The sequence below is a fragment of the Vibrio sp. V38_P2S17PM301 genome (assembly GCF_009904845.1).
GTDB lineage: Bacteria > Pseudomonadota > Gammaproteobacteria > Enterobacterales > Vibrionaceae > Vibrio > Vibrio proteolyticus.
In genome coordinates this window covers 94,174-109,967 of sequence record NZ_WXWO01000001.1, presented here as the reverse complement: position 1 = coordinate 109,967, position 15,794 = coordinate 94,174, and the positions used below count along the sequence as shown (strand labels likewise).

12 protein-coding genes are annotated in these 15,794 nt (G+C 52.4%); 7 read left to right on the top strand and 5 right to left on the bottom strand.

Annotated features, from left to right (window positions below):
• Nucleotides 1–22 precede the first annotated feature (22 nt).
• The 5 genes from CAG64_RS00480 (at nucleotide 23) to CAG64_RS00460 (ending at nucleotide 5,327) form a co-directional block, all read left to right on the top strand.
• The gene (locus tag CAG64_RS00480) at nucleotides 23–997 is read left to right on the top strand and encodes an ornithine cyclodeaminase family protein (protein ID WP_161457764.1); all 975 of its coding nucleotides are present in this window, start codon (nucleotides 23–25) and stop codon (nucleotides 995–997) included.
• A 60-nt stretch (nucleotides 998–1,057) separates the two neighbouring features.
• Entirely contained in the window at nucleotides 1,058–1,972 is a 915-nt protein-coding gene (locus tag CAG64_RS00475; RefSeq protein ID WP_161455152.1) for a dihydrodipicolinate synthase family protein, read from the top strand.
• Between the two features lie 80 nt (nucleotides 1,973–2,052).
• On the top strand, nucleotides 2,053–3,198 hold the full coding sequence (locus tag CAG64_RS00470) for an ABC transporter ATP-binding protein (protein WP_161455151.1): 1,146 nt from the start codon (nucleotides 2,053–2,055) through the stop codon (nucleotides 3,196–3,198).
• The gene (locus CAG64_RS00465) at nucleotides 3,195–4,475 is read left to right on the top strand and encodes an ABC transporter permease (protein ID WP_161455150.1); all 1,281 of its coding nucleotides are present in this window, start codon (nucleotides 3,195–3,197) and stop codon (nucleotides 4,473–4,475) included. Before CAG64_RS00470 ends, CAG64_RS00465 begins: the two co-directional genes overlap by 4 nt.
• A gap of 3 nt (nucleotides 4,476–4,478) precedes the next feature.
• Nucleotides 4,479–5,327, top strand: coding sequence for an ABC transporter permease (locus tag CAG64_RS00460; protein WP_161455149.1), 849 nt, complete (start codon nucleotides 4,479–4,481; stop codon nucleotides 5,325–5,327).
• 98 nt (nucleotides 5,328–5,425) lie between these two features.
• Here CAG64_RS00460 and CAG64_RS00455 read toward each other — a convergent pair whose 3' ends face one another.
• From CAG64_RS00455 to katG, 5 genes are all read right to left on the bottom strand, one after another.
• Complete coding sequence (locus tag CAG64_RS00455) at nucleotides 5,426–6,520, bottom strand: PKD domain-containing protein (protein ID WP_161455148.1); 1,095 nt, start codon at nucleotides 6,518–6,520, stop codon at nucleotides 5,426–5,428.
• 122 nt (nucleotides 6,521–6,642) lie between these two features.
• Nucleotides 6,643–7,641, bottom strand: coding sequence for a DUF2860 family protein (locus tag CAG64_RS00450; protein ID WP_237668174.1), 999 nt, complete (start codon nucleotides 7,639–7,641; stop codon nucleotides 6,643–6,645).
• A gap of 106 nt (nucleotides 7,642–7,747) precedes the next feature.
• Nucleotides 7,748–9,388: an ATP-binding protein gene (locus tag CAG64_RS00445; RefSeq protein ID WP_161455147.1), complete on the bottom strand. Its 1,641-nt coding sequence runs from the start codon at nucleotides 9,386–9,388 to the stop codon at nucleotides 7,748–7,750.
• Nucleotides 9,389–10,123, bottom strand: coding sequence for a response regulator transcription factor (locus tag CAG64_RS00440; RefSeq protein ID WP_161454845.1), 735 nt, complete (start codon nucleotides 10,121–10,123; stop codon nucleotides 9,389–9,391).
• A 336-nt stretch (nucleotides 10,124–10,459) separates the two neighbouring features.
• Entirely contained in the window at nucleotides 10,460–12,634 is a 2,175-nt protein-coding gene (gene katG, locus CAG64_RS00435) for a catalase/peroxidase HPI (protein WP_161455146.1), read from the bottom strand.
• Between the two features lie 797 nt (nucleotides 12,635–13,431).
• Between katG and CAG64_RS00430 the strand changes: the two genes are divergently transcribed.
• Together CAG64_RS00430 and CAG64_RS00425 are read left to right on the top strand one after the other, a co-directional pair.
• Nucleotides 13,432–14,907 carry a protein adenylyltransferase SelO gene (locus CAG64_RS00430; protein WP_161455145.1) on the top strand — a complete coding sequence of 492 codons (1,476 nt, stop codon included), beginning with the start codon at nucleotides 13,432–13,434 and terminating at the stop codon, nucleotides 14,905–14,907.
• Nucleotides 14,908–15,064: 157 nt separating this feature from the next.
• Nucleotides 15,065–15,793 carry a response regulator gene (locus tag CAG64_RS00425; protein ID WP_161455144.1) on the top strand — a complete coding sequence of 243 codons (729 nt, stop codon included), beginning with the start codon at nucleotides 15,065–15,067 and terminating at the stop codon, nucleotides 15,791–15,793.
• Nucleotide 15,794: the final 1 nt, after the last annotated feature.

Here is a 15,794-nt window from a genome sequence, read left to right as displayed (position 1 = left end):
GATGCAGCGCCCGGGAGGACACATGATAACCATTGATGCCAGACAAGTGGCAGACAGCCTGACCATGACTTCACTGATTGAGGTTATGCGTGCGACCTACGCCCGGCCGGCAACCATTCCACAGCGTCGGGTAATGCCGCTGGAAGAGGGCGGCTATGACGCCTTTGCATTATTACCAGCGTGGAATGAGGAGTTAATTACCGTCAAAGCCTTTACCTATCTGCCGCAAAATCCGGCGCAGGGTAAGGATGTATTGTCATCCAAGTTGTTGGTGTTTCGGCGCGACAATGGGGAACCGCTGGCGCTGGTGGACGGGAAAGTGCTCACGTACTGGCGCACTGCGGCCGCGTCAGCGCTCGCGGCCGATTACCTGGCCCGCCAGGATGCGGAGCGGCTGTTGATCTGTGGCACTGGAAACCTGACTGCTTACGTGGCCTGGGCCTATGCTGCGGTTCGTCCGCTGAAACAGGTACAGGTGTGGGGACGGGATCGGCACAAGGCTCTGGCTGCCGTAGACCGTATCTTGTCCGGCGATGAATATCGTGCTTTGCCACCGGAGCGCCAATTCAGCGTCAGCATGGTTGAAGACATTACGGCTGCGGTGCAGGAAGCCGACATCATATCCTGTGTCACAGGGGCTGCTGATCCTCTGTTTGATGGGGCGTGTGTTCGGGCCGGCACCCACATGGACCTGATCGGCAATCACGACCGGGATAAGCGTGAGTGCGATACTCAGGCAGTGATTCGTTCCCGAGTTTACGTGGACAGCCGGATCAACGTATTGGCTGAGGCTGGTGATCTGCTGATCCCCATCGATGAAGGCGTGTTTGATGCTGGTGATATCTGCGGCGAGCTGCCCGAGTTGTGCGCCGGTACTGTAAATGGTCGTCAGACCACGCAGGAAGTGACGTTATACAAATCCGTCGGCAGTGCGCTGGCTGACCTGGCCGCGGTGAAGGCGGTATTAAAACATTCGTCCGGTTTGAACGCCGGATAACTCTGAGCATTTTCGCTCGCCTTGCAAAATTGCATATAATATACATATGGAAGAAAGCTAATGAACGTAGATTGGAAAGGTGTGTACCCCGCTGTCAGTACTCAGTTTCGTCAGGATCAGTCGATTGACCTCGATGCTACCCAAACCGTGATCGACAATCAGATCAACGATGGTGTGAACGGCATTATTTGTCTTGGCACCGTGGGAGAGAATTGCGCTCTTTACCCGGAAGAGAAACGCCAGGTTCTACAGGCCGCTAAAGAAGTGGTGAACGGCCGGGTTCCTTTGATTGCTGGAACCGCAGAATCGATCACCGGAGCCTCAGTGAAATACATGCAGGATGCACTGAATATTGGTATTGACGGTTGCATGGTGATGCCTGCCATGGTGTACCGCACATCAGACAGTGAAACGCTGGCGTACTATCGCACGCTCGCGCAGGCGACGCCGGAGATGCCGATCATGATTTACAACAACCCAGTGGCTTACGGGGTGGATGTGAATCTCGACATCATGGCTCAGTTGGCTGAGCTGGATAACATCGTCGCCGTGAAAGAGTCGACAACGGATACGCGTCGTATTACCGAGCTGTACAACCGTTTTGACGATCGTTTCACAGTGTTCAGCGGCGTTGATGATATTGCTCTGGAGTCGCTTATGCTGGGCGCTACCGGCTGGATTTCCGGTCTGACCAACGCCTTCCCGGAAGAGTCCGTAGCGATCTATAAGCTTGCCAGCCAGGGGCGCTATGCCGAGGCGCTGGAAATCTATCGTTGGTTCCTGCCATTGCTGAAACTGGACACCATTCCGACTTTGGTTCAGTGCATCAAACTGGCCGAGCAAGTGTGTGGCCGTGGCTCGGAGCAAGTCCGCGCGCCGCGACAACTTCTTCAGGGGGTTGAGCGCCAACAAGTGATTGCCTTAGTGGAACAGGCTATCGCCACACGTCCGGATCTTTCCAAGTACAACCTATAAGGCGAAATGCCAATGAATGGGGTGCCGCTGGCGCCCCTTTCAGAAAGTCCGACGGTACTGACAACAGGAAGGAAGACGACATGAACACAACCCAACAAAATTACGTGTGTTTTCAGCACGTACAAAAGACCTACGATGGCAAAAACCTGGTGGTCAAAGATTTTAATCTGGATATCACGCCCGGCGAGTTTGTCACCATGCTGGGGCCGTCCGGGTCCGGAAAAACCACTTGTCTGATGATGTTAGCGGGGTTTGAAACCGCCACCGGTGGTGAAATCTACATTGATGGTGTGGCGGTCAATCACCTGGCACCGCACAAACGTGATATCGGTATGGTGTTTCAAAACTATGCGCTGTTTCCTCACATGACCATTGCGGAAAACCTGGCCTTTCCGCTCAAAGTGCGCAAACTCAGTTCTTCGCAGGTGCATGTAAAAGTGACGCAAGCACTGGACATGGTGGAGCTGGCACATGTCGCTAACCGCTATCCCAAACAGTTATCTGGGGGTCAGCAGCAACGCGTTGCCCTTGCGCGTGCATTGGTGTTTGAACCCAAACTGGTATTAATGGATGAGCCACTGGGCGCGTTGGATAAGCAGTTGCGAGAACAGATGCAGATGGAAATCAAACATCTGCATGAAAAACTCGGCATCACGATTTTATACGTGACCCACGATCAGACTGAAGCGCTCACCATGTCTGATCGGATTGCGGTCTTTAATGACGGTGCCGTGCAGCAACTGGCCACACCCACCGAGCTGTATGAATCACCGAGCAACGCGTTTGTCGCGCAGTTCATTGGTGAAAATAATCAGCTGTGTGCGACGGTCGAGCAGCTTCAGGGCGATGTATGCACGGTGTCTGCGGGGGATTACCGGCTTCGTGCGCGTCGGGTGTGCGTTGACACTCCGGGGCAGGAGACCGTTTTGTCAGTCCGGCCGGAAAAAATTTCCATTCAGCCAGAGCGTGATGGTTGTGACAATCTGGTCGAAGGATGTCTGCGCGAGCAGATCTATCATGGGGATCACTACCGGTTGGTGGTTGAAGTCGCTTCGCTGGGTGTGCTGGTGTTGAAAGTGCCCAATAATACCCGTGATACGCAGCCGCTTATCCCCGGACACATTTGCCGTATTGGCTGGCACAGTCAGGACTGTCACGCGCTGGATTGCGCCAGTCTGGATAAACCTCAACAGGTACGAAGTCTGGCTCAGGAGGTGGCGGCATGAGCCGGGAGTTGACCACGCTAAGATCGGTAGCGGCCATCGGCCAGCCTATCTCTGAACATCAGCCTGATCTGGGCCACCAGTTGCAACGTGCTGAACGTCGCAAGAAGATCCGCTCTCTTCTTCTGACCCTCCCTTTGGTCTGCTTTATTCTGGTGACGTTTGCGTTTCCGATTGTGGAAATGCTGTATCGCAGCGTCGACAATCAGGAACTTCCCGGTGCATTCCCGCAGACCATGACGTCTTTACAACACTGGTCCTATCAAGGGCTACCGCAAGACACAACGGCCGTCGCACTGGCGAACGAGTTGCGGGCACATTATCAGGATAAAACCTTGCCCAAGCTGGCTAACCGGATGAACGTCGAAGTGTCCGGCATGCGTTCTTTGTTGATGAAAACCGGAAGAAAGCTCTCTGCCGCTAGTGACTTGCCCGCATCTGTCGCTGAGCTGGCCGCTGTGGATAGGCGGTGGTCCCAGCCTCGTTACTGGTCGGCATTCAAGAACCTCAGCTCAGTGTATACCGCCAACCATTACCTGGCAGCGCTCGATCACAAGGTTGACGCTCAAGGGAACGTGGTCGCCCAGCCGCCTTCGCGTCAGATTTATCTGGAACTGTTCTACAAAACCTTCTGGATGTCGCTGACGATCACCGTGATTTGCTTATTGCTGGCCTACCCACTGGCCTACCTACTCGCCAATCTGCCGGATCGGAAAGCCAACCTGTTGATGATTGTGGTGCTGTTGCCATTTTGGACCTCTTTGCTGGTGCGCACGACCTCCTGGATCGTGCTATTGCAAAATCAGGGAGTGATCAATGATTTGCTGATTTGGAGTGGCCTCACCAGCGAACGGATTCAGATGATCCACAACACCTTCGGTACCATAGTATCCATGGTGCATATTTTGTTGCCGTTCATGATTTTGCCACTGTATAGCGTAATGAAAGGCATCAGCCCGAGCTATTTTCGCGCGGCTCGTTCGCTGGGCGCAACACCGCTGCTGGCGTTTGTTCGTGTCTACATGCCACTGACGCTGCCTGGTATTGGTGCAGGCGCTCTGTTGACCTTTATTTTGTCTATCGGCTTTTACATCACACCGGCGTTGGTGGGGGGGCGCAGTGGCCAGATGATTTCCAATATGATTGCTTACCATATGCAGACTTCACTCAACTGGGGAATGGCCGCGGCTTTGGGCGGTTTACTACTGTTGGTGGTGTTGCTGCTTTTTTATCTGTTTAACCGTTTGGTCGGGATAAACACTCTTAAAGTGGGAGGCTAAGAGATGACGTTACCTACCTATGCCAGCGCCACGGAGCGCGTTGTCTATTACATCTATTTGCTGTTTTGTGCCGCAGTGTTGCTGTTTTTGGTTGCGCCGATTTTGATCATTGTGCCGCTGTCGTTCAATGCCACACCTTACTTTACGTTTACCGAGGGGATGCTGAATTTAGATCCCGACGCCTACTCATTGCGCTGGTACCAGGCCATGTTGACCAGTGAGCAGTGGTTGCTGGCGCTGAAAAACAGCACTTTCATTGCCTTGGCGGCTACCTTGATTGCAACGGTACTGGGCACTCTGGCGGCCATGGGTCTGGCCAACAGCCGTCTGCCACTGCGTAATACCATAATGGCGTTGTTGATTTCTCCCATGATTGTGCCGCTCATTATCTCCGCCGCAGCGATGTACTTCTTTTATACCCGGCTGGGTATTTCTCAGACATTCGTCGGAATTATTCTGGCGCATGCCGCGCTCGGTACGCCATTTGTGGTCATCACGGTGACCGCGACCTTAAGTGGCTTTGACCACACACTGGTCAAAGCCGGATACAGCCTGGGAGCTGGGCCGGTATACACCTTCCGTCACGTGACGTTACCCCTGATTCGGCCGGGAATGATATCCGGTGCTCTGTTTGCGTTTGGTACGTCGTTTGATGAAGTGGTGGTGGCCCTGTTTCTCACTGGTGCTGAGCAGAAAACGGTGCCACGACAAATGTGGTCAGGGATCCGGGAACAGATCAGCCCAACCATTCTGGCGGTGGCCAGTATGTTGATTCTGATGTCGGTATTATTGCTGGTTACCCTGGAATTGCTGCGTCGGCGCAACGCCAGAATACGGGGGGTTGCGGAATAATTTCGGGGTCGTCAGCATAAGGTGACCACGTCCAGGATACCCACAATGCTTTGCTTGGCCTCAAGCGCCCCTGGTGACTCGGGGCGCTTTTTCTATATTTAATGTCGCTGGTTGATCCACTCGTAGGCAGCACGATGCGGCGACGGCTCATCGGCTAAATCCAGATAAGGGGTGATGCCCGATTGGCCCAGACGCTCTCCGTTGAGGTTAAGTAGCCAGTAGTCCGGTGTGGTGCCGGACGCTACCGGTTCAAGGTAGCGTCCTCGTGTAGTCTCGCCAAGATGCACAACCTGTGGCAACAAGGTCATGGCCAGCGTTAATGCTTCTGCGGCGCCAGCAGTATTGCCGTTTGTAATCAGGTAAATGTTGGTCTGTTCGAGACGAGACGCTGCCGGCGTGACGTTCACGGTGTACACGTTACCTTGGCCGCTTTCCAGGCTGAATACCGGCAATGTGGTATCAAAAAAGCGCTCAGCCACGCGTTGTGCAGTCAGATATGAGCCACCTTGACTACCGCTCAGATCGACTACAATGGCATCGCTGTCGGACAGCGCATTCACCATACTGTCTAGCTGTTGATTGATGTGATCCCGGCTTTGCTGATCAAGATGATGCACCTGAACAATACCAAGATTTTGTTCAGTTTTTCCCCATGAAAGCATAGGCGCATCGCTTGCCGCTGGCGTTAAGGTGTGATTGAGAAGATAGGATTCAACCACGGCTTGCGAGGCTACTGTGTCGGACAGGAACACGGACGACGAACGGGGTTGATGACGGGCCGTGGCTGCAGACGAGGCATTCTCTGTCGCTGCGTTGACCACTACTTTGACGGTGTCTGAATTGTCACGGCCGGCTGAATCTTCGGCCCATAGCTTGAAGATGTAGGTGCCCGCCATAGTGACATTGAGTACGGTGGCATCTTCGCGATCGTTGTCAAGAATAGTGACGGGCTGAGGGCCGGAATCAAGACTCCAGCGAATTTTTTCAATGTCGAACGCTTCCAGGTGACTTTTGACTTTCCCATCAAGGGCTATCTGCTCGAGGGGGAGAGTCAACAGTTGATCACGTCCGGCGTTCACGGTCGGTTTGGTCAGTTTTTTCGCATCACTGGAGCCGGAATTGCAACCAGAGAGCAGTGCCAGAGCCAGTACGGTTCCGGCCATCAACTGACGCTGAAAAGGAATAGATGTCATAAGTGCCTCGTTAATAGTTTGTTGTATTGACTACAGGGTCAGGGAGCGCCCAAGAACACACTGTGGTGATAGTTTGACCGTATGTGACGCTTTGTGACCACCTCACACACGGTCTGTGATGCTCAGAAGCGATAACCGATCCCGGCAGACAGGTAATAGCCCTGACTTTGGTAGAAACGAATATCGCTGTCGGTTTGCTCTGCTGAGCTGAGCAGGTTGAGGTAGGCATTTTTCCAGCCAAATGGTGCGTGATAGAGATAGAGCAAACTGGCGCTCCATTGGGTCGCATCGCGTTCCTGACCGAACACGGGATGGTGGTTTTGATAGTCCTGATCGGAGTAGCGGAGTACGGTATTGAGGCTGTGGCGACCGAAGTCCATATTGAGACCGAGCTGATAGCCCCAGGCGTTGAAGTCATTTGCATCCCCCTCGGCCTGACGGAATGTGTAGTTGAGCCTTGGCAGCAGAGTTATCTGACGACTGAGCGGGATCGGGAACTCAATCGCTGCCTGATGATAGTCGCTGTCACGCACCAGGGCTTTACTTTCAGATGACGAAATCAACAGGCTGTTTCCTGAGTCCTCGTCATCCAGTTGGTAGTCGACATAGGCGTAACGGAAAGTGAGTGGAATAAACGCCGGCGAAAACGCGATGCGGCCACCGTGCGTGGAAACATCCGTGGCGTCACGCTCTGCGTTGGTGAGAAACGGATCGCGCCAGGTTTCACTGACTCCGGGGAGTTTGGGAAAGTACGCTACTGTCAGCGTACCGAAACGGCCAAGGCGTTGAGTGATCCCTGCTTCTGCCTGCAACTGACCCTCAATGACCTGATCTTTACTCTGGCCAATAAAAAACTGGGTGCTACCACTGGCGGTGGTGTAGTGCAGCCGCCCTAACGGAATAGCTTGGTACTGCGTTACCGCCTGACCGCGATTGTTCAGATCTTTCGTAATGGCGTTGTCATCATCGGTGTTAAACTGAGAGCGTTGATGGATCACAAAGCCGTTGGCACTGATGGTGCCGCCCCAGCCTGGTGTCATGTCTTCTTCGGGGGAAGGGCGGGCGTTAACACCCGCGCAGAGCAGCCCAAGGGTCGGGGCCAGCCAAAGTGCAACTTTCATGGTTTTCCTCACAAGTTAGTGTGTCAGGTACCATGCTAAGCGGCTGAGTGGGAATCAACAGACCAACTGTGGGACACATTGTGACCAAGTTGGACACCACCATATATCAGGGCTGTTGAATTGACGTTGCCGTTTTGTGGTCGCCGGAGGTGGATTGTGGCGATAGAGCCGCAGGCCAGCGGAGTGTAAAACGGGCCCCTCCCAACGGAGAACGATCCAGCGTGACATCGCCCTGATGAAGCAGGACGATCTGGCGTACGATCGCCAGGCCAAGGCCGTGTCCCTGTCGGGTATCACGCTGTTGATTGTCCACCTGGGTAAAGGGGTCAAATATACGTGCGTGCATGCTCTCCGGAATCCCGGGGCCGTCATCTTCGACCACCAATATCCAATGGGTATCCTGTCGATATAAACGCACCCTGATTTGACTGCGGGCGAAGCGACTGGCGTTGTTCAGCAGGTTATTCAGCGCCCGCAACATCGCTCGCTGATCAACGGCGATGGTCTGATCCGGTGGGCTGTCGGGGCAGGTAAGATTGACGTCCAGCTCTGGCCATTCATCCGCGAACATGGACAGCTCTCTTTTTAATAAGGCGGGCAGCGGGCAGTGCTGGATCTGGCTGGTTTGGCTGTTCATGCTGTAGCGTGATAGAACCAGAGTCTGGTTAATCAGATGGTCGAGGTCATCAATGCTGTTGTTGATGATTTTCTGGTAATTTTCTTTTTGATCGTGGCTAATGCCGTCATTGGACAGCATTTCAAATGCGAATCTCAGGCGATAAAGCGGCGTACGCAAGTCGTGAGCAATTGCATTGGTAAGCTCCCGATGTCCATTGATCAGCTTTTCGATGTTGTCTGCCATGGTGTTAAACGCGCTGCCGAGCTGAGCGACGACCGACAGACGGGACAGTTTGCCCCGCTGGTTCAATCGCCCTTCGCCAAACTCACCGGCGGTTTTAGCCAGACGACGTAAATCGCGCCACAACGGGAATAGCCACAGCAACAAGGCGCCGGAAATAGTGACAACAAACAGACCAATCAAGGTGGTTTGTAACTGCTGTTGAGAATGCTGACTGTGCACATCGAGAATACCGACCAGATACTGATCATTGAGTCGGGTGTACAGCAGCATCCCGCCATTTTGCTGCACGTGACCGACCACTTTATCGTTATTGAGGCGCCTGAGTTCTTGATTGGTCAGAGGCACATCGTTGATTTCGACCAAACGGGCATCAAAGGGGCGATTTTCTGATACTGAGCTGAGGTAGGCCGCCCACTGCTCTGGCGGCAATCTCAGTAGTGAGCGCCTTAAAATATACAGTGCACCCTGCGACTGAGTTGCAACCAGCTCTGCCTGCGACAGGTTCATCGCGTAATACAGCACCCAGTCGCTGTGTTCGATCCGTTTAAGCAGTGCGACCGGATCATTGTAATCCATGGCTAGCTCACCGGCGGCCAGCAAGGCCTGCGCCTCACTGTCGTGTTGGTAGTCGCCCATGCTCACCAGTTTGAGTTGAGAGCCAAAGTGTTCACTCAACTGGTCAATGTGGCCGGGCCAGTGGGCTTGAGGTAGCTCAGTCAGCTCTTGATGAATAATCCGCAGGGTATCGTCGTAGACTTGGGTGTAGAAGCGGTACATCATCCGCTCGCTCAGGTAGCTCACCGGACCAAACCCGGTTGGCATCACCAGAAAAATCAACGGAATAAAAATCGCTAACCAGAGGATCGAAAAGGCTTTTAACATCATTCACCTCGCTTGAGCCATCGCAGAGACGCACAATTGATAGCCGACGCCGCGAATGGTTTTGATCAACTGCGGATAAGTTGAATCGTCGCACAGCGAACGCCTAAGTCGCGATATCCGTCGGTCGATCGACCGGTCGAGGCCGTCATACTCGAAGCCGCGGATATGCTGCATGATCGCTTCACGCGACACTACTTCCCCCGCATGCTGGGCAAGCAGATACAATAGCTCAAATTCGGCGGTCGTGAGATCCACCGCCTGCTGCTCAAAACGTACCGTACGGCGCTGAATATCGATTTCCAATTGATCCACCACCAACTTGTCTTGTCTTTCATCGTCAGGTGCTCGATTCATCCGGCGCAGCAGCGCGCGGATACGTGACAGCAGCAGACGAGGCTGAACTTGTTTAATGATGTAATCATCCGCGCCGAGCTCTAGTCCCATCACCTGATCAATATCGTCGTCCAGAGCGGTTTGCATCAGTATCATGCCTTTGTAGCGGTTACGTATCTGCCGACACACATCCATCCCGGATAAACCAGGCAGCATAATATCGAGAATCACCAAATCCGGATGGCGAGTAAGAATATACTCGACAGCGTTTAAGCCATCACTGATGACCTCAACACAAAACTCATGGGCCTGAAGAAATTCACTGATGAGACCCGCCAATTCCAGATCATCCTCGATCAGAGCGATGGTGTATTTCGTTTCGGCGCTACCATTTTCTGGCTGCATACTTTTTCCTTAAATACCTTTGCCACCAACGTATCGTATCTCAGCACGGTATCCTATCCTGTGACGGTTTGTGACCATTTATGCCAGTCAGGGGGCATCGCTGTGGTTCGCATATGAGCCACGTGCTCAATGTGCAGAATGATGTCTGGATGGGGTGTGAACTGATGCTAATGGTTTCTTATAAAAATCATAATACATTTCGCTTGATTGTGTGGAAAATATAATAATAAGCAATGGGTTAGGCTGGTTTCACTCAGGACGGCTAGTAAAGGGTATGGGCGGTGCCATAAAAAAGCCCCGGCCAAAAGGCCGGGGCGAAGTTTCTGGATGACGATGTTAAACCAAATCGAAACGGTCGGCGTTCATCACTTTGGTCCAGGCGGCAACAAAGTCTGCGACAAACTTGCCTTTACTGTCATCCTGAGCGTACAGCTCGGCGTACGAACGGAGGATCGAGTTGGAACCAAAGACCAGATCCGTGCGAGTGGCCGTCCATTTCACCTGGCCGTCTTTGCGGTCACAAATGTCATAGGTAGTGCGGCCAGTCGGTTTCCAGGTGTAACGCATGTCGGTCAGGTTGACGAAAAAGTCATTAGTCAGCGCGCCAACATGGTCAGTAAAGACACCGTGTGCCGTACCGCCGTGGTTGGTACCGAGTACACGCATACCACCGATCAGAACCGTCATTTCCGGTGCCGTCAGGCCCATCAGTTGCGCGCGGTCGAGCAGCATTTCTTCTGGATTGACGATGAAGTCCTTTTTCTGCCAGTTACGGAAACCGTCAGCCAGTGGCTCCAGTACATCGAACGACTCTACATCGGTTTGCTCTTGTGTGGCGTCGCCTCGTCCCGGTGCGAATGGCACGGCTACATCAAAACCAGCTGCTTTGGCGGCCTGTTCAACGCCCAGGTTACCAGCAAGTACGATGGTGTCGGCAATGCTGGCTCCGGTCTCGGCAGCGATGCTTCCAAGTGTGTTCAGAACCTTGGCCAGACGAGCAGGCTCATTACCTTGCCAGTCTTTCTGTGGGGCCAGACGGATACGCGCGCCGTTGGCACCGCCACGTTTGTCTGATCCACGGAACGTTCGTGCACTGTCCCAGGCGGTGGAAACCATCTCTGAGATGCTCAGGCCACTGGCCGCGATTTTGGCTTTGACTACATCCACATCGTAGTCGCTACGACCCGCTGGGACCGGATCTTGCCAGATCAGATCTTCTGCCGGGACATCCGGACCGATGTAACGTGCTTTCGGCCCCATGTCACGGTGAGTCAGCTTAAACCATGCACGTGCAAACGTGTCCTCGAAGTAGGCCGGATCATTGCGGAAACGTTCGGCAATTTTGCGGTACTCCGGATCGACTTTCAGTGCCATGTCCGCATCGGTCATAATTGGGTTGTAGCGGATGCTGGGATCTTCTACGTCTACCGGTTTGTCTTCCTCTTTAATATCAACCGGTTCCCATTGCCACGCGCCTGCCGGGCTCTTCGATAATTCCCATTCATGGTTGAACAGCATTTCGAAATAGCCGTTATCCCATTGAGTCGGATGTGTTGTCCACGCGCCTTCGATACCACTGGTCACGGCATTGCGGCCAATACCACGAGAAACCTTGTTGTTCCAGCCGAGACCTTGTTCTTCCACTTCAGCGCCTTCAGGCTCAGCGCCAAGGTTCGCGGCATCGCCGTTACCGTGACATTTACCCACAGTATGGCCGCCGGCGGTCAGAGCCACGGTTTCTTCATCATTCATCGCCATCCGGGAGAAGGTAACGCGCATGTCTTTGGCGGTTTTCAGCGGGTCTGGGTTGCCGTCCACCCCTTCAGGGTTGACATAGATCAGGCCCATCATTACAGCGGCGAGAGGGTTTTCCAGATCGCGCTCGCCGGAGTATCGGCTGTTTTCTGCATCACTGGTCGCCAGCCACTCTTTCTCTGAGCCCCAGTAAGTGTCTTTTTCCGGGTGCCAAATGTCTTCACGACCGAAACCGAAGCCGAAAGTTTTAAAGCCCATCGATTCATACGCCATGTTACCGGCAAGAATGATCAAATCCGCCCAGCTGATTTGGTTACCGTATTTGCGTTTGATTGGCCAGAGTAAACGACGCGCTTTGTCAAGGTTGGCGTTGTCCGGCCAGGAGTTGAGGGGAGCGAAACGCTGGTTACCTGTGGCACCGCCCCCACGGCCATCGGCGGTACGGTAAGAGCCTGCGGCGTGCCATGCCATCCGTATCATCAGGCCGCCGTAGTGACCCCAGTCTGCCGGCCACCACTCCTGACTGTCTGTCATAAGTGCTTTCAGATCGTGTTTGAGTGCCGTTACATCCAGTTTTTTCAGTTCTTCACGATAGCTGAAATCCGCTCCCAGAGGGTCGGTTTTCGTATCGTGCTGGCTGAGAATGTCGAGATTTAATGCTTTTGGCCACCAGTCCATTACCGACTTATCTGTCGAGGTAAGTGCCCCGTGCATCACCGGACATTTACCGCCTTGACCCGTACCTTTATTGTTCATTTTTATCTCCTTAAGAGTGACATGCTGCACAACTCACAGCGTCGAGCTTTTTGATATTCTGCGTCCCTTTAGGTCTGAATAAACGCATTGCGACACAAAAGAGTGTGGTTAATCTTCACCTGAATATCATCAGACAAATGTGCTGTTTTTCACGATTCTCTACGAGAAAAAAGAATAAATGTAATCGTTTATTTCTCGTGTCATGAAAACGTTTTTTATTTGTTATGAAAAACTTAAGTCACATATGGGATAAAAACAAATTCGATTTATCTATACTATCGATAGGCAAAATCGAAGTCGGGTAAAGAACCGTGTGATAACGTGTATTAACCGTTGATTGGTTCAGCCTGTGCGCCAGCTTGTCTTAAAAACTAAACAAAAAGTCAGATTAGACTGTGGTTGACTTTAGGTAGGGTGCATACTCACTAACGAGCTATGCTCCACATTTTGGTGAAGTTTTTTACCTGATGTCATAAAAATTTAATCTTAGTGTGTCTTGAGCTGCGGATAAAAATTCATCATAGTGTCATTAAGGTGTCACAATAAATATAACGAGGAGATAGTATGCAGCATCAAGAAATGATCCAACCGAGCGAATTTGGAGTAATCAGCCGTACGTGCCTATTCTCCTTGTTGACCATCGTCGGTGTCTTCGCTCTGATTTAACACCCGCAACGAAAGCCTTACACTATTAGTGGTTACTTACTGTGTAACTCCTTATTGGTAAGGCTTTTCTGGTTATCTTTGCCTAAAATGTGCTAGCGTTTATATTAACTGTTGTTGTTAATGGAAACGCCATGTCGTTGTTTAGTGCACTGCCTTTTTCCCATCGTTTTGCGGACCTTCCCCGCAGCTTTTACACGCCCGTCGATCCACAACCTTTGACCGATACACACTGGGTGGTGTGGAACGACCAATTTGCTGCGCAGTTTGGCTTGCCCTCCGATCCGAATTACACGCCGGAACTGCTGCATGCCTTCTCCGGAGAAGCGATGCCGGAGGCGTTTTTTCCGTTGGCGATGAAGTACGCCGGGCATCAGTTTGGCGTCTATAACCCAGATCTGGGCGATGGACGGGGACTACTGCTGGCGGAGATCACCAGTAAATCCGGACGGGTGTTTGATATTCATCTGAAAGGGGCAGGCCTAACGCCGTATTCTCGTATGGGGGATGGACGGGCTGTGTTGCGCTCCACCATTCGGGAATATTTGTGCAGTGAGGCGATGGCCGGGCTGGGAATTGCGACCACGCGCGCGCTGGGGATGATGGCAAGTGAAACACCGGTCTATCGCGAGAAAAGTGAACCGGGTGCACTGCTGATCCGCATGGCGGAGAGCCACATTCGATTTGGTCATTTCGAACATTTCTTTTATACCAATCAACTTGAAGAACAACGGTTGCTGGCGGATAAAGTAATCGAATGGTACTGGCCGCAATGTCGTGAAGACGACAAACCGTACGTCAGTATGTTCAACATCATTGTCGACAGAACGGCGGAAATGATCGCAGACTGGCAATCCGTCGGGTTTGCACATGGTGTGATGAATACCGATAACATGTCGATCATCGGCCAGACATTTGATTATGGGCCGTTTGGGTTTCTGGACGACTACGAGCCGGGCTACATCTGCAACCATTCTGATTATCAGGGGCGTTATGCGTTTGACCAGCAACCACGTATCGCCTTGTGGAATTTGTCTGCGTTGGCGCATGCTTTGTCACCGCTGATAGAGCGAGAGGAGCTCGACCACGCGCTCAGCCAGTTCGAACCTCAGCTTAATCACTATTTCAGCCATAAAATGCGTGCCAAACTCGGGTTGTTCAATAAACGGGATGGTGACAGCCAACTGTTCAACGGTCTGTTTGAGTTAATGACTCAGACCAAGGTGGATTACACGCGTTTCTTTCGTCAACTATCGGAATTGGATCAGGCAGAGCCTCAAAGCGTGATTGATCTGTTTATTGACCGTGAAGCCGCGCGACACTGGCTGGATACCTATCTGGCGCGCTGCGCAGCAGAAACGGATGAACAAGGTGATGTGGTGACGATCCAGCAACGTTGTACCCAGATGCGCAGCGTCAATCCTAAATACATTTTGCGTAACTACCTGGCACAACAGGCTATCGACAAAGCGGAAGACGGTGATTACAGCGAAGTAAACCGTTTGGCGAGGCTGCTGCGACATCCTTTCGACGCTCAGCCTGAGTGTGAACATTATGCTCAGTTGCCTCCTGAATGGGGCAAGAAAATGGAAATCAGCTGTTCATCGTAAATGTCTCGAAAGGGGATGTGCGTCGGCGCGCCGTGAGGAGTATGAAGAAATTGTGAAGCCGCGCGAGATGCAATTCAAACTTTACTGAAATATCAATAATCAAGTCGCATCGTCATCTATACACTGTGTAAATAAGTTGTAACAACGGAATTCAACCATGCACAACCAGAGTCGTATTTTGGTAGTCGATGACGATGCTGATATTCGAGAATTACTGGAAGAGTACTTGAGTAAGGCTGGCTTTGAAGTCGGCAGTGTCGCTGATGGTGATGGGTTACTGACACATATCAACACGAACGATTACCCGGATCTCATTTTGCTCGACGTTATGCTACCGGGCAGCGATGGCTTTACGCTGTGTCAGCAATTGCGGCGTCAGTCAGATGTTCCTATTATTATGCTGACAGCCGTGTCGGATGAAACCGACCAGATTATCGGGTTGGAAATTGGTGCGGACGATTACATCGCAAAGCCGTTTAATCCCCGTCAGTTGACTGCCCGGATAAAAGCCGTGCTGCGTCGGGTTCAGAGTCAGGATGACAAGGTTGCGCATACGTTGCCGAAGTCGATCGTCTTCGGTGACTGGCGTTTGGATACGCTGGCTCATAAGATCACGCACTTGGACAATCATAAGGTGCATGACCTTTCCGGCAGTGATTTTTCGTTGTTGATGCTGTTTCTCAGCCGGCCTAATGAGGTACTCGACCGGGACACCATTTCCTACGCCACGCGTGGCCGGGAAGCCTTACCGTTTGAACGTGGCATTGATGTTCAACTGAGTCGCCTGCGTCATCGCCTTGGGGACAGTGGTAAATACCCGCAATACATCAAAACCATGCGTGGTAACGGCTACATACTCTCGGTGCCTGTCAATTACGAGCACTGAT